The following is a 14,641-nucleotide window of genomic DNA, read 5'->3' as shown; positions in this document are numbered from 1 at the left end:
AAGAGCCTGCCTTTTGTTATGTTCTTGCGATCGGCGTTTGGGCGGAAAACCGCTTTGCGCTTTTCCTCACGCCGCTCAGTACTGGTCTTCGTAACGCTTGGCGAGATCTTCGATGTTCTCGGGCGGCCATGCCGGCACTTCCATGCCGAGGTGCAGGCCCATGGAAGCGAGAACTTCCTTGATTTCGTTCAGCGACTTGCGACCAAAGTTCGGGGTGCGGAGCATTTCTGCTTCGGTCTTCTGAATGAGGTCGCCGATGTAGACGATGTTGTCGTTCTTCAGGCAGTTTGCCGAACGGACCGACAGTTCGAGTTCGTCCACCTTCTTGAGGAGAGCCGGATTGAAAGCGAGTTCGGTGACTGCTTCCTCTTCGGTTTCCTTCTGCGGCTCGTCAAAGTTGACGAAGACGCCAAGCTGATCCTGGAGGATGCGCGCCGCGAAAGCGACGGCGTCTTCACCAGTGATCGAGCCATCGGTTTCGATGGTCATGTTCAGCTTGTCGTAGTCGAGAACCTGTCCTTCGCGGGTGTTTTCAACCTTGTAGGACACCTTCTTGACCGGCGAATAAAGGCTGTCGACCGGAATGAGGCCGATCGGAGCATCTTCCGCGCGATTGCGCTCGGCAGGAACATAGCCCTTGCCGTTGTTGACGGTGAATTCCATCCGGATTTCGGCGCCCTCGTCGAGCGTGCAGATCACATGCTCGGGATTGAGGATTTCAATATCGCCGACCGTCTGAATGTCTCCAGCCGTGACAACGCCCGGGCCCTGCTTACGCACGACCATGCGCTTTGCGTCGTCGCCATCCATCTTGATGGCGATTTCCTTAATGTTGAGCACGATATCCGTGACGTCTTCGCGGACGCCGGGAATCGATGAGAATTCATGCAGCACGCCGTCAATCTGCACTGCCGTGACGGCAGCACCGCGCAGCGAGGAGAGCAGAACGCGGCGCAGCGCGTTGCCGAGGGTGAGGCCGAAGCCGCGCTCCAGCGGTTCGGCGACAAGCGTCGCCCTGGTGCGCGAGCTCGAGGAGAACTCCACCTTGTTCGGCTTGATCAGTTCCTGCCAGTTCTTCTGAATCATGAGTTTGCCTTCCGTTCGTTGCCACCATCCAATCGTGGCAACCGAGCTTGAAAACCACCGGGAGCGCCAAGGCGCTCACCGGTGACGAGAGCGATGATCAGACGCGGCGCTTCTTGCGCGGACGGCAGCCATTGTGCGGGATCGGCGTCACGTCGCGGATGGACGTGATCATGAAACCCGCAGCCTGGAGCGCGCGCAGAGCCGATTCACGACCCGAACCCGGACCGCAGACTTCGACTTCCAGCGACTTCATGCCGTGCTCCTGCGCCTTCTTGGCGCAGTCTTCGGCAGCGATCTGGGCAGCGAAGGGGGTCGACTTGCGCGAGCCCTTGAAGCCCTTTGCGCCGGCCGACGACCAGGCGATCGCATTGCCCTGCGCATCGGTGATGGTGATCATCGTGTTATTGAAGGTCGAGTTGACGTGAGCGACACCCGACGAGATATTCTTGCGCTCGCGACGGCGAACGCGGACGGCTTCCTTAGCCATGTTATTCCTTTCGTTGATCTCTTCACCGCCGTAATACCAGCGGCTACACCGGAACGGCGCCTATATGGTCCCGCTCCAAACTCAAAAGAGGCCGGCGCGGACCGCCAGCCTCCCTACCCCGGTTTCCCGGAAATTACTTCTTCTTGCCAGCGATTGCCTTTGCCGGACCCTTGCGGGTGCGGGCATTGGTGTGCGTGCGCTGACCACGGACCGGAAGGCCGCGACGATGACGCAGGCCGCGGTAGCAGCCGAGGTCCATCAGACGCTTGATGTTCATCGCGGTTTCGCGACGAAGATCGCCTTCGACCTGATAGTCACGGTCGATGGTTTCGCGGATCTGAAGGACTTCAGCGTCCGTCAGCTGATGCACACGACGTTCAGCCGGAATACCGACCTTCTCGACGATTTCCTGTGCGAATTTCGGACCGATCCCGTGAATGTAGGTCAGCGCGATGACCACGCGCTTTGCAGTCGGGATGTTGACGCCAGCGATACGTGCCACGCCTGTTCTCCTTGCATTCCAGTTGCCATCCGGCAAGTGGGCTTCGTTATGCGGCCCTCAGGACCGCTCGTTCAGATTTAATGTCCGTAACATGTCAAAACGACCGCACCCGGACTTCCCAGGGAAATCCGCGCCGATCGCAGGGAATGTCGCGAGTTGGCGCGGTGTTTAGCGGAATCACTGCTGAAAAGCAACCGTTTCCGCCAAGTTTATTTTCAAGCCTTAAAGCTTGGAAAGAATGGTTTCGACCTCGGCAGTCACCTGATCGATCTCCGCCATGCCGTCCACGGACTTGAGTTTGCCCTTGGCATGGTAATAGCCGATCAGCGGTGACGTCTCCTTGTAGTAGACCTGCAGCCGGGCCGTCATCGTTTCGGGATTATCGTCGGGACGGCGCTTGAAGTGGGTAGAGCCGCACTTGTCGCACACGCCTTCATTGGCCGGAGCCTTATCCGTGTCGTGATAGACGCTACCGCACTGCGCACAGGAGTAGCGACCGGCAACACGCCGGACGAGCTCAGCGTCATCAACGCGGAATTCGATGACCACAGAGAGATCGAGACCCTTTGCTCTCAGCATCGCTTCCGTGGCGTCCGCCTGAACGAGCGTCCTGGGGAAGCCATCGAGAATGAAACCGTGTGCGCAATCCGGCTGATCGATTCGCTCCGAGACGATGGCGATGACGATCTCGTCCGAGACAAGCTTGCCAGCGTCCATGACAGCCTTGGCACGCTTGCCGACCTCCGTGCCGGCGTTGACCGCTGCCCGCAGCATATCTCCCGTGGAAAGCTGCGGAATTCCGTGCTTTTCCACGATCCGCTGGGCTTGGGTTCCCTTGCCCGCGCCCGGCGGCCCCAAAAGGATAAGTCTCATCGCCCCCTCTTTCCTCCACGCAACTTCGATTTCTTGATCAGGCCTTCGTACTGCTGCGCGATCAGGTGACCCTGGATCTGTGCCACCGTATCAAGAGTTACGCTAACCACGATCAAAAGCGAAGTCCCACCAAGGGCTAATGGAATGCCGGTTTGCGACACCAGAATCTCAGGAAGGATGCAGACGAAGACAAGATAGATGGCGCCGATCACCGTGATGCGGGTCAGCACATAGTCGATATATTCGGCAGTGCGCTCGCCGGGACGGATGCCGGGAATGAAGCCGCCGTGCTTCTTCAGATTGTCGGCCGTGTCCTTCGGATTGAAGACGATAGCCGTATAGAAGAAAGCGAAGAAGGCGATCAGCGCCGCATAGAGCACCATGTAGAGCGGCTGACCGTGGCCGAGCGCGGCAACGATCGAGGTCGCCCAGGCCGGCATCGACGTCGTGCTGGCGAAGCCGGCGATCGTTGCCGGCAGAAGCAGCAGCGACGAGGCGAAGATGGCCGGAATGACGCCCGATGTGTTGAGCTTCAGCGGCAGGTGCGAAGTGTCGCCCTGGAACATGCGGTTGCCGACCTGGCGCTTCGGATACTGGATCAGCAGGCGGCGCTGGGCGCGCTCGACGAAGACGATGATGCCAATGACGGCTATCGCGACGACGATGACGAGCAGGATAAGGCCGGTCGACAGCGCGCCGGTGCGGCCGAGTTCGAGGGTGCCGGCAAGAGCGCTCGGAAGGCCGGCTGCGATACCGGCGAAGATGATCAGCGAAATGCCGTTGCCGATGCCGCGCGAAGTGACCTGCTCACCGAGCCACATCAGGAACATCGTGCCGCCAAGCAGCGTCAGGACGGTGGATACGCGGAAGAACCAGCCCGGGTCGACGACCAGGCCCTGGCCGCTCTCCAGACCAGCGGCGATGCCGTAGGCTTGCAGCGCACCCAGAATGACGGTGCCGTAGCGGGTGTACTGGTTGATGATCTTGCGGCCCTGCTCGCCTTCCTTCTTCAGGTTTTCGAGCGCCGGCACCACCGAGGTCATGAGCTGCACGATGATCGAAGCGGAGATATAGGGCATGATGCCGAGCGCGAAGATCGCCATGCGCTCGACCGCGCCGCCCGAGAACATGTTGAAAAGGCCGAGAATGCCGCCCGCCTGGCCGCGGAAAGCCTGGGCATAGGCTTCAGGATTGAGGCCTGGAAGCGGAATATGCGTGCCGAGCCTGTAGACGAGGAGAGCTGCCAGTGTGAACCACAGGCGCTTCTTCAAATCCTCGGCTTTGGCAAAGGTCGAAAAATTGAGGTTGGATGCCAATTGTTCCGCTGCAGAAGCCATGCGATTCTCCGCGCTACCAATTCCGGCGTCTCTGGGGAAATAGCCGGCCCCGGAATCGGTATGAAAATTATTCAAAACCGGGCTCTGGACGGATTGCAGCGCAACCCCTTGCCTCACCCTTGTTTTCCAGTCTTACCGGCATGACGCGGGCGCGCCAGCCAAGTTTTTGTGAGGCCCACATATGGGAGCAAAATCGCCCGGTGTGAAGCACCCCGGGCGATATATCATCAGATATTATTCTGCTGCAGCCGGAGCCGAAAGCAGCGTCACGGTGCCGCCGGCCTTTTCGATCTTCTCGACGGCAGGCTTGGAAGCGCCTGCAACGACAATGGTGATCTTGGCCTTGAGCTCGCCGTCGGCGAGAACGCGAACGCCGTCCTTGGCGCGGCGAATGACGCCAGCGGCCTTCAGGGCAGCTGCGTCAACAGTCGCCTTGGCATCGAGCTTGCCGGCGTCGATCGCCGCCTGAATGCGAGCAAGCGACACGACAACAAAGTCGGAAGCGAAGATGTTGTTGAAGCCGCGCTTCGGCAAGCGACGATAGATCGGCATCTGGCCGCCTTCGAAGCCGTTGATGGCGACGCCGGAACGGGACTTCTGACCCTTGACACCGCGACCACCGGTTTTACCGGAGCCCGAGCCGATACCGCGGCCGAGGCGCTTGCGGGCGTGGGTAGAGCCTTCGTTGTCCTTGATTTCATTAAGTTTCATGAGCGTTTCCTCCGTCTCACTTCTCGTCGACGATGCGAACGAGATGCTGGACAGCACGGATCATGCCACGAACGGAAGGAGTGTCCTCCAGCGTGCGGCGACGGTGCATCTTGTTCAGTCCGAGACCGATCAGCGTGCGCTGCTGGACGTCCGGACGACGAATCGGGCTGCCGATCTGTTCGATCGTGACAGTCTTCGCTTCAGCCTTCTTGGTAGCCTTGGCCATTGGTCAGCTCCTCTTATTCTTCAGAGGCGTTGCCGGAGGCGCTACGACGAGCCTGCAGCGTTGCATACTTGATGCCGCGCTGAGCTGCGATGTCCTTCGGGTGAACCTGGTGCTTCAGAGCGTCGAAAGTGGCGCGAACCATGTTGTAGGGGTTCGACGAACCCGTCGACTTAGCGACGACGTCGTGCATGCCGAGAGTTTCGAACACGGCGCGCATCGGGCCGCCGGCGATGATGCCGGTACCAACCTTGGCCGAGCGCAGCAGAACCTTGCCGGCGCCGTGGCGGCCATGAACGTCGTGATGCAGCGTACGGCCGTCACGCAGCGGTACGAAGATCAACTCGCGCTTGGCGGCTTCGGTTGCCTTGCGGATGGCTTCCGGCACTTCGCGTGCCTTGCCATGGCCAAAGCCGACGCGGCCCTTCTGGTCGCCAACGACGACGAGTGCTGCGAAACCAAAACGACGGCCGCCCTTGACAACCTTGGCGACGCGGTTGATCGCGACCAGCTTGTCGACGAATTCGCTATCGCGCTCTTCACGGCTCTGGCGGTCTTCCCGCTGCGGCCTTCTTTCCTGTGCCATTGTCCTCTTCCTTTTTCTTTTCCGGGTGCAATCGGCAAACACATGTGGACCGCATCAGCCTCCCCTTCTTGCCGGGGAGTGCCTGCGGTCCGGCGAAAAATCCGGCCGGAGCGACAGCGCCGGCCGGAAACTGATCAGAAGGTCAGACCGCCTTCGCGGGCCGCTTCGGCGAGAGCCTTGATGCGGCCGTGATAGATGAAGGCGCCACGGTCGAACACGACGTCCGTAACACCGGCCTTGGAGGCGCGCTCGGCGACGAGCTTGCCCACGGCGGCGGCGGCGGCGGTATCGGCACCGGTCTTCAGAGAACCGCGCAGATCCTTGTCGAGGGTGGAGGCGGACGCAAGCGTCTTGCCGGCCACGTCATCGATGATCTGGGCGTAGATGTTCTTCGAGGAGCGATGAACCGACAGGCGCGGACGGCCATTGGCCACCGACTTGATATGACGGCGCACGCGGTTGGCACGACGTGCAAGTGCTTCTTTCCTGCTAGCCATTTCGCGTGATCCTTACTTCTTCTTGCCTTCTTTGCGGACGATCCGCTCGTCGGCATACTTGACGCCCTTGCCCTTGTAGGGCTCGGGACCGCGATATTCACGGATTTCGGCGGCAACCTGGCCGACCTGCTGCTTGTTGATGCCACTGACAACGATTTCAGTCGGCTTCGGAACAGCGATCGTAATGCCGACCGGCGGTTCGTAGACCACGTCGTGGCTGAAACCGAGGGCCAGCTGCAGGTTCTTGCCCTGCATGGCGGCACGGTAACCGACGCCGTTGATTTCAAGCTTGCGCTCGTAACCGTCCTTTACGCCCTTGAAAATGCCTTCGATCATCGTGCGGGACATGCCCCACTTCGAGCGCGCATCCTTGGACTGGTTCAGCGGCGTCACGACGACCGCGTTGTTTTCGAGCTTGAGGCTGATTTCGTCGTTAGCGACGAAGAACAGCTCGCCCTTCGGGCCCTTTGCAGTAACCTTCTGGCCATCGACCGTAGCCGTGATTCCAGCAGGCACCTGAACGGGCTTCTTACCGATACGAGACATGTTTCAATCCTGTCTGTTCGCTATGGAGATCCTTGCCCGATCTTAGAAGACCGAGCAAAGAACCTCGCCACCAACGTTCTGTTCGCGAGCCTGGTGATCGGCCATCACGCCCTTCGGAGTCGAAAGGATGGTGATGCCGAGGCCGTTCGCGACCTGCGGAATGGACTTGACCGAGACATAAACCCGGCGGCCCGGCTTCGACACACGGCCGATCTCGCGGATCACCGATGCGCCTTCGTAATATTTCAGCTCGATGTTGAGCTCCGACTTGCCATTGCCGAAATCGACAACGGAATAGCCACGGATGTAGCCTTCGGACTGCAGGACATCGAGAACACGCGCACGGAGCTTGGACGCAGGCGTCGAAACCGACGACTTGCGGCGGGAAGCGCCGTTGCGGATGCGGGTGAGCATATCACCCAACGGATCAGTCATTGTCATCTAACCTGCTCCTTACCAGCTCGACTTGACGATGCCCGGCACCTTGCCGAGATTGCCGAGTTCACGCAGCGCGATACGCGACATGCGCAGTTTGCGGTAGTATGCGCGCGGACGGCCCGATACTTCGCAACGGTTGCGAATACGGGTCTTCGATCCATCGCGCGGCAGGGATGCCAGCTTGATCGAGGCCTTGAACCGCTCTTCGATCGGAAGAGCCTGGTTCATGATGATCGCCTTCAACGCAGCCCGCTTTGCGGCCTGGTTGGCGACCGTATTACGGCGGCGCTTGTTCTTTTCAACTGCGCTTGTCTTCGCCATGTCAGGTTCCTTTTCTACGCTCGTCGTTACGGTTATTGACGGAACGGGAAGCTGAACTCCGTCAGGAGAGTCCGTGCTTCGTCGTCGGTCTTCGCCGTCGTGCAAACGATGATGTCCATGCCCCACATCTGATCAACCTTGTCGTAGTTGATTTCAGGGAACACAATGTGCTCCTTGATGCCCATGGCGAAGTTGCCACGGCCGTCAAAGCTCTTCGGGTTCAGGCCGCGGAAGTCGCGAACGCGCGGGAGCGCGATATTGACCAGACGATCCAGGAACTCGTACATGCGAGCGCCGCGCAGGGTTACCTTTGCGCCGATCGGCATGTTTTCGCGGACCTTGAAGCCAGCGATAGAGTTGCGTGCGCGGGTGATGACCGGCTTCTGACCGGCGATTGCTGCGAGGTCGGCGGCAGCAACCGTCGGCTTCTTCGAGTCAGCAGTCGCTTCACCGACGCCCATGTTGATGACGATCTTGTCGAGCTTCGGGATCATCATCTCGTTGGAGTAGGAGAACTTCTCCTGCATCGCCTTACGGATGCGCTCGACATATTCCTTCTTGAGCCGCGGCTCGTACTTTGCCTCAGCCATCGATCACTTCTCCAGAACGCTTGGCCACACGGACCTTCTTGCCGTCAACGACCTTGAAACCGACGCGGGTCGGCTTGCCGTCCTTGTCGACGATTGCAATGTTGGACAGGTGAACCGGGGCTTCCTTGCTGATGATGCCGGCTTCCTGGGTCTGCGTCTGGCGCTGATGGCGCTTCACGACGTTGACGCCACGGACGACCGCACGATCTTCCTTCGGCATGACCTGTACGACTTCGCCGGTGCGGCCCTTGTCCTTGCCAGCGAGCATGACGACCTTGTCGCCTTTACGAATCTTCTGCATCGCTTCGCTCCTTACAGTACTTCGGGAGCCAGCGAGATGATCTTCATGTGGTTCTTGGCGCGAAGTTCGCGCGGAACCGGTCCGAAGATACGGGTACCGATCGGCTCTTTCTTGTTGTCGATGAGGACTGCTGCGTTGGTGTCGAAGCGGATGACCGAGCCATCCGGACGACGGATGTCCTTGGCGGTGCGAACGACGACCGCCTTCATCACGTCACCCTTCTTCACGCGGCCGCGCGGGATCGCTTCCTTGATCGAAACGACGATGACGTCGCCGATCGAGGCATACTTGCGCTTCGAGCCGCCCAGCACCTTGATGCACATGACACGACGTGCGCCGGAATTATCCGCGACGTCGAGGTTTGTTTGCATCTGAATCATATCAGGTCGCCTTCTTGGTTTACCGGAATGGTTGGGCCATGCCCCCTATTCCGGCTTATGAAAATGTCAGCCGGCCAGCCTGCCGTAACGGCAAGCAAAACACGGCAATAGCTGAATAGCGCGGGGTCGATCGTGCCAGGGTGGTTTCCCGAACGGGACCTTCCGTGCGCTCAAAGCAAAAGAACGCCCGGCATTCGAGCGTTCCGACGCTGCTTCATACAGATATTTCGGCGAGACGCAAGGCCTCGCGCAAAATTCTGTTACTTGCCCTGGGCGGCGATGACCGTCCAACGCTTGTCCTTGGAGATCGGCGCGCATTCCTCGATGGATACGGTATCGCCGATCTTGTACTGGTTGTTCTCGTCGTGGGCCTTGTACTTCTTGGAACGACGAACGGTCTTCTGGAGCAGCGGGTGAGCGAAACGACGCTCAACGCGAACTACTACCGTCTTCTCGTTCTTGTCGCCAACGACGACGCCCTGCAGGATGCGCTTCGGCATGTTTTTCTTCCTTTAGGCCTTAACTTCTGCCGCCTTCTGGCGGGCAATGGTTTTCACGCGGGCGATGTCCTTGCGGACTTCGTTGATGCGCGAGGACTTTTCGAGCTGGCCGGTCGCCTTCTGGAAGCGCAGGTTGAACTGCTCCTTCTTCAGCTTGGCAAGCTCGTCCTTGAGTTGGTCGGCGCTGAGCGCGCGAACGTCTGAGGCTTTCATGAGCTCAATCCCTTACTCTGCAATGCGCTGAACGAAGCGCGTCTTGACCGAGAGCTTGGCAGAGCCGAGGCGAAGCGCCTCGCGGGCGATCTCTTCGCTGACGCCGTCGATCTCGAACATCATACGACCGGGCTTGACCTTGCATGCCCAGTACTCAACGGAGCCCTTACCTTTACCCATGCGGACTTCGGTCGGCTTTGCGGTTACCGGAACGTCCGGGAACACGCGGATCCATACACGGCCGGCGCGCTTCATGTAACGCGTGATCGCGCGGCGGGCCGCTTCGATCTCGCGTGCGTTGACGCGGTTGGGTTCCTGAGCCTTCAGGCCGAATTCGCCGAATGCCAGGTCAGAACCGCCCTTGGCGACGCCCTTGATGCGGCCCTTGAACTGCTTGCGGTACTTAGTACGCTTTGGCTGCAACATTTTCTTACTTCTCCGAGCTTATCTTTCGCCAGCGCTAATTACGCGTTGTCGCGTTCGCGGCGACGATCGCCACGGTCGCGTTCGCGGCTTGCCGGACCCTGTGCGTCGCCTTCCAGCGCGCGACGTTCGGAAGCCATCGGATCGTGCTCAAGGATTTCGCCCTTGAAGATCCAGACCTTGATGCCGCAGATACCGAATGCGGTCTCTGCTTCAGCCGTGCCGTAGTCGATGTCGGCGCGCAGCGTGTGCAGCGGCACACGACCTTCGCGGTACCATTCAGTACGGGCGATTTCAGCGCCGCCGAGACGGCCGGCGCAGGTGATCTTGATGCCTTCGGCGCCAAGACGCATTGCCGACTGAACGGCGCGCTTCATCGCGCGGCGGAAAGCCACGCGGCGCTCGAGCTGCTGGGCGATCGACTGAGCTACCAGCGTCGCGTCGACTTCGGGCTTGCGCACTTCGACGATGTTGAGGTGCGTTTCCGAATTGGTCATGTCCGACAGCTTCTTGCGGAGCTTGTCGATGTCGGCGCCCTTGCGGCCAATGATCAGGCCTGGACGGGCCGAGTGGATCGTGACGCGGCACTTCTTGTGCGGACGCTCGATGACTACCTTGGAGATGCCTGCCTGCTTCAGTTCGCTCATGACGAACTTGCGCATCTTCAGGTCTTCGTGCAGCAGCTGGCCGTACTCGGCATTGTCCGCGAACCAGCGGCTATCCCAGGTACGGTTGATGCCGAGACGGAAACCGATCGGATTGATTTTCTGACCCATTATGCGGCCTCCTCTGCTGCCTGCACTTCACGAACGACGATCGTCAGGTGCGCGAAGGGCTTTTCGATGCGCGACGCACGACCGCGGCCACGAGCGTGGAAACGCTTCATGACGATCGACTTGCCGACATACGCCTCGGCGACGACAAGAGCGTCGACGTCGAGGTCGTGGTTGTTCTCGGCGTTGGCGATCGCGGATTCGAGCGTCTTCTTGACGGCACCTGCGATGCGCTTGCGGGAGAACTCCAGCTCAGCGAGTGCACGCTCGACCTTCTTGCCGCGGATCGCCGCAGCAACCAGGTTGAGCTTCTGGGGGCTGACGCGGAGCGTGCGGGCGACTGCTTGCGCCTCGTTGTCCTTCAGCCGGCGTTCGGCTTTTGCCTTGCCCATTGTTACTTCCTCTTCGCCTTCTTGTCCGCGCCGTGACCGTAGTAGGTGCGGGTCGGAGAGAATTCACCGAATTTGTGGCCGACCATGTCTTCATTGACGCTGACCGGAACATGTTTGCTGCCGTTGTAGACGCCGAAGGTAAGACCGACGAACTGCGGCAGGATCGTGGAGCGACGGCTCCAGATCTTGATCACTTCTGCACGTCCGCCTTCACGAACCTTCTCAGCCTTCTTGAGAAGATAGCCGTCAACGAACGGACCTTTCCATACTGAACGAGCCATTGGAGACTTCCTCTCTTACTTCTTACGCTGATGACGCGAGCGCATGATCATCTTGTCGGTCGACTTGTTCGACCGGGTGCGCTTGCCCTTGGTCGGCTTGCCCCACGGTGTCACCGGATGGCGACCGCCGGAGGTGCGGCCTTCACCACCGCCGTGCGGATGGTCGACCGGGTTCATGACAACACCGCGGTTATGCGGACGCTTGCCGCGCCAAACGGTACGACCGGCCTTACCGTCGTTGATGTTGGCGTGGTCCGGGTTGGACACGGCGCCGATCGAAGCAAGGCAGACGCCGCTGACGAGGCGCTGTTCACCGGAGTTCAGGCGAAGGATCGCCATGCCCTGGTCACGACCGACGAGCTGCGCGTAAGAGCCGGCGGAACGAGCGATCTGACCGCCCTTGCCCGGCTTCATTTCCACGTTGTGGATGATGGAGCCGACCGGGATGTACTGCAGCGGCATGGTGTTGCCGGGCTTGACGTCGACAGCCTTTTCCGAAGCGATGACCTTGTCGCCGGCAGCGAGACGCTGCGGAGCGATGATGTAGGCCTGCTCACCATCCGTATAGGTCACCAGCGCGATGAAAGCGGTGCGGTTCGGATCGTATTCGATCCGTTCGACCGTGCCCTCAACATCGAACTTGCGACGCTTGAAGTCGACCAGACGGTAGCTGCGCTTATGACCGCCGCCGATGAAGCGGGCAGTGATGCGGCCGAGGTTGTTACGACCGCCGCTCTTGGTCAGACCTTCCGTCAGCGCCTTGACCGGCTTGCCCTTGTAGAGCGAGGAGCGGTCCACGATGACCAGCTGACGCTGGCTCGGGGTCGTCGGATTGAATGTTTTCAATGCCATTTTTTTATTCCTCAGAGACCGGTGGAGACGTCTATCGTCTGGCCTTCAGCCAGCGTCACGACAGCCTTCTTCACGTCCTTCTGCTTGCCGACGAAACCGCGGAACCGCTTGGTCTTGCCCTTGCGCAGCAGAGTGTTGACGGCCGTAACCTTGACGCCGAACAGCGCCTCGACAGCAGCCTTGATTTCCGGCTTTGTCGCCTGCTTGGCGACATTGAAAACAACCTGGTTGTTTTCAGATACCAGCGTGGACTTTTCGGTGATCGCCGGAGAGACGATCACATCGTAGTGGCGAAGATCGGTCACTTGAATCGCTCCTCTAGCGCTTCAACCGCAGCCTTGGAAAGCACGAGCTTGCCGCGGCGCACGATATCGTAAACATTGATGCCCTGGATCGGCAGAACATCGATGTTCGGGATGTTCTGAGCGGCGAGCTTGAAGTTGCCATCAAGCTCTGCGCCGCCGATGAAGAGGGCGTTGGTCAGGCCGAGCGTCTCGAAAGCCGACGCGAGAGCCTTGGTCTTGGCTTCAGCGGCAACCAGGTTGTCGATGACGATGACGTCATCGGCCTTGATCTTGGCCGAAAGGGCGTGGCGAAGGCCAAGTGCGCGAACCTTCTTCGGAAGGTCGTGCTCGTGGCTGCGGACGACCGGGCCGTGGGCCTTGCCGCCGCCGCGGAACTGCGGAGCGCGAGCCGAATGGTGGCGGGCGCGGCCCGTACCCTTCTGCTTGTACATCTTGGCGCCGGTGCGCGAAACTTCAGCGCGGCCCTTTGCCTTGTGCGTGCCCTGCTGCTTCTTGGCAAGCTGCCAGCGGATGACGCGGGCGAGAATGTCTTCGCGGGGCTCGAGGCCGAAAATCTCGTCCGAAAGGGAAACCTTCCCGGCGTCTTTTCCCTCGAGGGTCTTGACGTTCAATTCCATTGATCTGGCTCCCTTACTTCGCGGCCGACTTGACGGCGTCGCGCACGATGATCCAGGCACCCTTGGAACCGGGAACAGCACCCTTGATCAGGATCAGACCACGATCTTCGTCGGTCGAAACCACTTCCAGGTTCTGCGTCGTGACGCGCGTCTGGCCCATGTGACCAGCCATCTTCTTGTTCTTGAAAACCTTGCCCGGATCCTGGCGCGAGCCCGTCGAACCGTGCGAACGGTGTGAAACCGACACACCGTGCGTGGCGCGCAGACCGCCGAAGCCGTGGCGCTTCATGGCGCCGGCAAAACCCTTACCGATCGTCGTACCCGTCACATCAACGAGCTGACCGGCGGCAAAGTGACCAGCCTTGAGCTCCGTGCCGATCTCCAGCAGATTGTCTTCCGACACGCGGAATTCTGCGAGCTTGGCCTTCGGCTCGACGTTGGCGACGGCAAAGTTGCCGCGCATCGCCTTCGACGTGTTCTTTACCTTCGCCTGGCCGGCACCGAGCTGAACTGCGGTATAGCCATTCTTTTCGACAGTGCGCGTGGCAACGACCTGGCAGCCGTCCATACGCAATACCGTTACCGGGACATGCTCGCCGGCGTCGTTGTAGACGCGGGTCATTCCCACCTTCTGTGCAATCACACCTGAACGCATCGGTTCAATCCTTCCAACTCAGCTCGAGCAAGCTCAGAGCTTGATCTCAACATCGACACCGGCGGCGAGATCGAGCTTCATCAGCGCGTCTACCGTCTGCGGGGTCGGGTCTACGATGTCGAGCAGGCGCTTATGCGTGCGCATCTCGAACTGTTCGCGGCTCTTCTTGTCGATGTGCGGGGACCGGTTGACCGTAAACTTCTCGATGCGGGTCGGAAGCGGAACGGGGCCCCGGACGCTTGCACCGGTGCGCTTCGCCGTCGACACGATCTCGCGCGTAGAAGCATCGAGAATCCGGTGATCGAACGCCTTCAGGCGAATGCGGATATTTTGGCCGTTCATTCGACGTTATCCTTGTGTTTGTTTCCTCATGTCTCTGGACAAGACACGGGTTGTTCTTTCTTCCTAAGGCGGACCACCGGTTTCAAAGATCGAGAGGGCGCCGATGCCAGCATCCCTATCCAGTCTTCAGGGCCTTCTAGCCCACCTTATTTGGTTGTTTAGTCACCGCTTCGTTGTCCAAAGCGGTACGCAAATCGCGCTCGCGCGCCATTTGCTACATTTCTGTGTAATAAGCAAGCGGCTTACGCCGCCTGCATCATAATATTGTCATCGAATCGGCCACCCCACCGGAGTGGCCGAACGAATTACTCGACGATCGAAGCGACGATACCCGCGCCGACGGTGCGGCCGCCTTCGCGGATCGCGAAGCGCAGCTTTTCTTCCATCGCGATCGGAACGATCAGCTCGAC

The 14,641-nt window shown here is 59.9% G+C and carries 26 protein-coding genes and 1 pseudogene; all 27 read right to left on the bottom strand.

Features of this window, described 5'->3' with window-relative positions:
* Positions 1-75: 75 nt before the first annotated feature.
* Positions 76-1,086 (bottom strand): DNA-directed RNA polymerase subunit alpha, encoded by a 1,011-nt coding sequence (locus FFR93_RS38675; RefSeq protein ID WP_003547579.1) that lies wholly within the window; start codon positions 1,084-1,086, stop codon positions 76-78.
* Positions 1,087-1,183: 97 nt separating this feature from the next.
* On the bottom strand, positions 1,184-1,573 hold the full coding sequence (gene rpsK / locus FFR93_RS38670) for a 30S ribosomal protein S11 (protein WP_003547577.1): 390 nt from the start codon (positions 1,571-1,573) through the stop codon (positions 1,184-1,186).
* A gap of 133 nt (positions 1,574-1,706) precedes the next feature.
* Positions 1,707-2,075 carry a 30S ribosomal protein S13 gene (gene rpsM / locus FFR93_RS38665; protein ID WP_011424992.1) on the bottom strand — a complete coding sequence of 123 codons (369 nt, stop codon included), beginning with the start codon at positions 2,073-2,075 and terminating at the stop codon, positions 1,707-1,709.
* A 222-nt stretch (positions 2,076-2,297) separates the two neighbouring features.
* Positions 2,298-2,948 (bottom strand): adenylate kinase, encoded by a 651-nt coding sequence (locus tag FFR93_RS38660; protein WP_138397009.1) that lies wholly within the window; start codon positions 2,946-2,948, stop codon positions 2,298-2,300.
* Positions 2,945-4,285, bottom strand: a complete 1,341-nt coding sequence (secY, locus tag FFR93_RS38655) for a preprotein translocase subunit SecY (RefSeq protein ID WP_064706980.1) — start codon at positions 4,283-4,285, stop codon at positions 2,945-2,947. The genes FFR93_RS38660 and secY overlap by 4 nt, the downstream gene beginning before the upstream one ends.
* 234 nt (positions 4,286-4,519) lie before the next feature.
* Complete coding sequence (rplO, locus tag FFR93_RS38650; RefSeq protein ID WP_064706979.1) at positions 4,520-4,996, bottom strand: 50S ribosomal protein L15; 477 nt, start codon at positions 4,994-4,996, stop codon at positions 4,520-4,522.
* Positions 4,997-5,012: 16 nt separating this feature from the next.
* Positions 5,013-5,222 (bottom strand): 50S ribosomal protein L30, encoded by a 210-nt coding sequence (rpmD, locus tag FFR93_RS38645; protein WP_011424988.1) that lies wholly within the window; start codon positions 5,220-5,222, stop codon positions 5,013-5,015.
* 13 nt (positions 5,223-5,235) lie between these two features.
* Entirely contained in the window at positions 5,236-5,805 is a 570-nt protein-coding gene (gene rpsE, locus FFR93_RS38640; RefSeq protein WP_003573784.1) for a 30S ribosomal protein S5, read from the bottom strand.
* 134 nt (positions 5,806-5,939) lie between these two features.
* Positions 5,940-6,302 carry a 50S ribosomal protein L18 gene (rplR, locus tag FFR93_RS38635; protein WP_011424987.1) on the bottom strand — a complete coding sequence of 121 codons (363 nt, stop codon included), beginning with the start codon at positions 6,300-6,302 and terminating at the stop codon, positions 5,940-5,942.
* Between the two features lie 12 nt (positions 6,303-6,314).
* Positions 6,315-6,848: a 50S ribosomal protein L6 gene (gene rplF, locus FFR93_RS38630; protein ID WP_064706978.1), complete on the bottom strand. Its 534-nt coding sequence runs from the start codon at positions 6,846-6,848 to the stop codon at positions 6,315-6,317.
* A gap of 42 nt (positions 6,849-6,890) precedes the next feature.
* Positions 6,891-7,289, bottom strand: coding sequence for a 30S ribosomal protein S8 (gene rpsH / locus FFR93_RS38625; protein ID WP_004674934.1), 399 nt, complete (start codon positions 7,287-7,289; stop codon positions 6,891-6,893).
* A gap of 12 nt (positions 7,290-7,301) precedes the next feature.
* Positions 7,302-7,607: a 30S ribosomal protein S14 gene (rpsN, locus tag FFR93_RS38620; protein ID WP_018115514.1), complete on the bottom strand. Its 306-nt coding sequence runs from the start codon at positions 7,605-7,607 to the stop codon at positions 7,302-7,304.
* 32 nt (positions 7,608-7,639) lie between these two features.
* Positions 7,640-8,197, bottom strand: a complete 558-nt coding sequence (rplE, locus tag FFR93_RS38615) for a 50S ribosomal protein L5 (protein WP_138397008.1) — start codon at positions 8,195-8,197, stop codon at positions 7,640-7,642.
* Positions 8,190-8,498: a 50S ribosomal protein L24 gene (rplX, locus tag FFR93_RS38610; RefSeq protein WP_064706976.1), complete on the bottom strand. Its 309-nt coding sequence runs from the start codon at positions 8,496-8,498 to the stop codon at positions 8,190-8,192. Before rplX ends, rplE begins: the two co-directional genes overlap by 8 nt.
* Positions 8,499-8,509: 11 nt before the next feature.
* Positions 8,510-8,878 carry a 50S ribosomal protein L14 gene (gene rplN / locus FFR93_RS38605; protein WP_003573790.1) on the bottom strand — a complete coding sequence of 123 codons (369 nt, stop codon included), beginning with the start codon at positions 8,876-8,878 and terminating at the stop codon, positions 8,510-8,512.
* A 260-nt stretch (positions 8,879-9,138) separates the two neighbouring features.
* The gene (gene rpsQ, locus FFR93_RS38600) at positions 9,139-9,378 is read right to left on the bottom strand and encodes a 30S ribosomal protein S17 (RefSeq protein ID WP_004674926.1); all 240 of its coding nucleotides are present in this window, start codon (positions 9,376-9,378) and stop codon (positions 9,139-9,141) included.
* A 12-nt stretch (positions 9,379-9,390) separates the two neighbouring features.
* The gene (gene rpmC, locus FFR93_RS38595) at positions 9,391-9,591 is read right to left on the bottom strand and encodes a 50S ribosomal protein L29 (protein ID WP_008521335.1); all 201 of its coding nucleotides are present in this window, start codon (positions 9,589-9,591) and stop codon (positions 9,391-9,393) included.
* Positions 9,592-9,603: 12 nt separating this feature from the next.
* The gene (gene rplP / locus FFR93_RS38590; protein WP_003573792.1) at positions 9,604-10,017 is read right to left on the bottom strand and encodes a 50S ribosomal protein L16; all 414 of its coding nucleotides are present in this window, start codon (positions 10,015-10,017) and stop codon (positions 9,604-9,606) included.
* A gap of 38 nt (positions 10,018-10,055) precedes the next feature.
* Positions 10,056-10,790, bottom strand: a complete 735-nt coding sequence (gene rpsC / locus FFR93_RS38585) for a 30S ribosomal protein S3 (protein WP_003573793.1) — start codon at positions 10,788-10,790, stop codon at positions 10,056-10,058.
* A complete protein-coding gene (gene rplV, locus FFR93_RS38580) occupies positions 10,790-11,179 on the bottom strand; it encodes a 50S ribosomal protein L22 (RefSeq protein WP_004674922.1) in 390 nt (129 codons plus the stop codon). The genes rpsC and rplV overlap by 1 nt, the downstream gene beginning before the upstream one ends.
* 2 nt (positions 11,180-11,181) lie before the next feature.
* Complete coding sequence (rpsS, locus tag FFR93_RS38575; RefSeq protein WP_007531666.1) at positions 11,182-11,460, bottom strand: 30S ribosomal protein S19; 279 nt, start codon at positions 11,458-11,460, stop codon at positions 11,182-11,184.
* Between the two features lie 15 nt (positions 11,461-11,475).
* Complete coding sequence (gene rplB / locus FFR93_RS38570) at positions 11,476-12,312, bottom strand: 50S ribosomal protein L2 (RefSeq protein ID WP_064706975.1); 837 nt, start codon at positions 12,310-12,312, stop codon at positions 11,476-11,478.
* 11 nt (positions 12,313-12,323) lie between these two features.
* Positions 12,324-12,617: a 50S ribosomal protein L23 gene (locus FFR93_RS38565; protein ID WP_003547550.1), complete on the bottom strand. Its 294-nt coding sequence runs from the start codon at positions 12,615-12,617 to the stop codon at positions 12,324-12,326.
* The gene (rplD, locus tag FFR93_RS38560) at positions 12,614-13,234 is read right to left on the bottom strand and encodes a 50S ribosomal protein L4 (RefSeq protein ID WP_004674918.1); all 621 of its coding nucleotides are present in this window, start codon (positions 13,232-13,234) and stop codon (positions 12,614-12,616) included. The genes FFR93_RS38565 and rplD overlap by 4 nt, the downstream gene beginning before the upstream one ends.
* 13 nt (positions 13,235-13,247) lie before the next feature.
* Positions 13,248-13,889 carry a 50S ribosomal protein L3 gene (gene rplC, locus FFR93_RS38555; RefSeq protein ID WP_004674916.1) on the bottom strand — a complete coding sequence of 214 codons (642 nt, stop codon included), beginning with the start codon at positions 13,887-13,889 and terminating at the stop codon, positions 13,248-13,250.
* 33 nt (positions 13,890-13,922) lie between these two features.
* Entirely contained in the window at positions 13,923-14,231 is a 309-nt protein-coding gene (rpsJ, locus tag FFR93_RS38550; RefSeq protein ID WP_003547547.1) for a 30S ribosomal protein S10, read from the bottom strand.
* Between the two features lie 305 nt (positions 14,232-14,536).
* Positions 14,537-14,641, bottom strand: a pseudogene (locus FFR93_RS38545) (elongation factor Tu); the annotation flags it as partial.

Origin of the sequence: Rhizobium sp. MHM7A, from assembly GCF_005862215.1 — a bacterium.
Lineage (GTDB): Bacteria > Pseudomonadota > Alphaproteobacteria > Rhizobiales > Rhizobiaceae > Rhizobium > Rhizobium bangladeshense.
Note: the sequence above shows the minus strand (reverse complement) of the source record. Positions and strands in the feature narration are given on the sequence as shown.

Bases quoted from the DNA above. Each gene is read 5' to 3' on its own strand.
- FFR93_RS38675 (WP_003547579.1), bottom strand. From the start codon at position 1,086: ATGATTCAGAAGAACTGGCAGGAACTGATCAAGCCGAACAAGGTGGAG.
- rpsK (WP_003547577.1), bottom strand. From the start codon at position 1,573: ATGGCTAAGGAAGCCGTCCGCGTTCGCCGTCGCGAGCGCAAGAATATC.
- FFR93_RS38660 (WP_138397009.1), bottom strand. From the start codon at position 2,948: ATGAGACTTATCCTTTTGGGGCCGCCGGGCGCGGGCAAGGGAACCCAA.
- secY (WP_064706980.1), bottom strand. From the start codon at position 4,285: ATGGCTTCTGCAGCGGAACAATTGGCATCCAACCTCAATTTTTCGACC.
- rplO (WP_064706979.1), bottom strand. From the start codon at position 4,996: ATGAAACTTAATGAAATCAAGGACAACGAAGGCTCTACCCACGCCCGC.
- rpmD (WP_011424988.1), bottom strand. From the start codon at position 5,222: ATGGCCAAGGCTACCAAGAAGGCTGAAGCGAAGACTGTCACGATCGAA.
- rpsE (WP_003573784.1), bottom strand. From the start codon at position 5,805: ATGGCACAGGAAAGAAGGCCGCAGCGGGAAGACCGCCAGAGCCGTGAA.
- rplR (WP_011424987.1), bottom strand. From the start codon at position 6,302: ATGGCTAGCAGGAAAGAAGCACTTGCACGTCGTGCCAACCGCGTGCGC.
- rplF (WP_064706978.1), bottom strand. From the start codon at position 6,848: ATGTCTCGTATCGGTAAGAAGCCCGTTCAGGTGCCTGCTGGAATCACG.
- rpsH (WP_004674934.1), bottom strand. From the start codon at position 7,289: ATGACAATGACTGATCCGTTGGGTGATATGCTCACCCGCATCCGCAAC.
- rpsN (WP_018115514.1), bottom strand. From the start codon at position 7,607: ATGGCGAAGACAAGCGCAGTTGAAAAGAACAAGCGCCGCCGTAATACG.
- rplE (WP_138397008.1), bottom strand. From the start codon at position 8,197: ATGGCTGAGGCAAAGTACGAGCCGCGGCTCAAGAAGGAATATGTCGAG.
- rplX (WP_064706976.1), bottom strand. From the start codon at position 8,498: ATGCAGAAGATTCGTAAAGGCGACAAGGTCGTCATGCTCGCTGGCAAG.
- rplN (WP_003573790.1), bottom strand. From the start codon at position 8,878: ATGATTCAGATGCAAACAAACCTCGACGTCGCGGATAATTCCGGCGCA.
- rpsQ (WP_004674926.1), bottom strand. From the start codon at position 9,378: ATGCCGAAGCGCATCCTGCAGGGCGTCGTCGTTGGCGACAAGAACGAG.
- rpmC (WP_008521335.1), bottom strand. From the start codon at position 9,591: ATGAAAGCCTCAGACGTTCGCGCGCTCAGCGCCGACCAACTCAAGGAC.
- rplP (WP_003573792.1), bottom strand. From the start codon at position 10,017: ATGTTGCAGCCAAAGCGTACTAAGTACCGCAAGCAGTTCAAGGGCCGC.
- rpsC (WP_003573793.1), bottom strand. From the start codon at position 10,790: ATGGGTCAGAAAATCAATCCGATCGGTTTCCGTCTCGGCATCAACCGT.
- rplV (WP_004674922.1), bottom strand. From the start codon at position 11,179: ATGGGCAAGGCAAAAGCCGAACGCCGGCTGAAGGACAACGAGGCGCAA.
- rpsS (WP_007531666.1), bottom strand. From the start codon at position 11,460: ATGGCTCGTTCAGTATGGAAAGGTCCGTTCGTTGACGGCTATCTTCTC.
- rplB (WP_064706975.1), bottom strand. From the start codon at position 12,312: ATGGCATTGAAAACATTCAATCCGACGACCCCGAGCCAGCGTCAGCTG.
- rplD (WP_004674918.1), bottom strand. From the start codon at position 13,234: ATGGAATTGAACGTCAAGACCCTCGAGGGAAAAGACGCCGGGAAGGTT.
- rplC (WP_004674916.1), bottom strand. From the start codon at position 13,889: ATGCGTTCAGGTGTGATTGCACAGAAGGTGGGAATGACCCGCGTCTAC.
- rpsJ (WP_003547547.1), bottom strand. From the start codon at position 14,231: ATGAACGGCCAAAATATCCGCATTCGCCTGAAGGCGTTCGATCACCGG.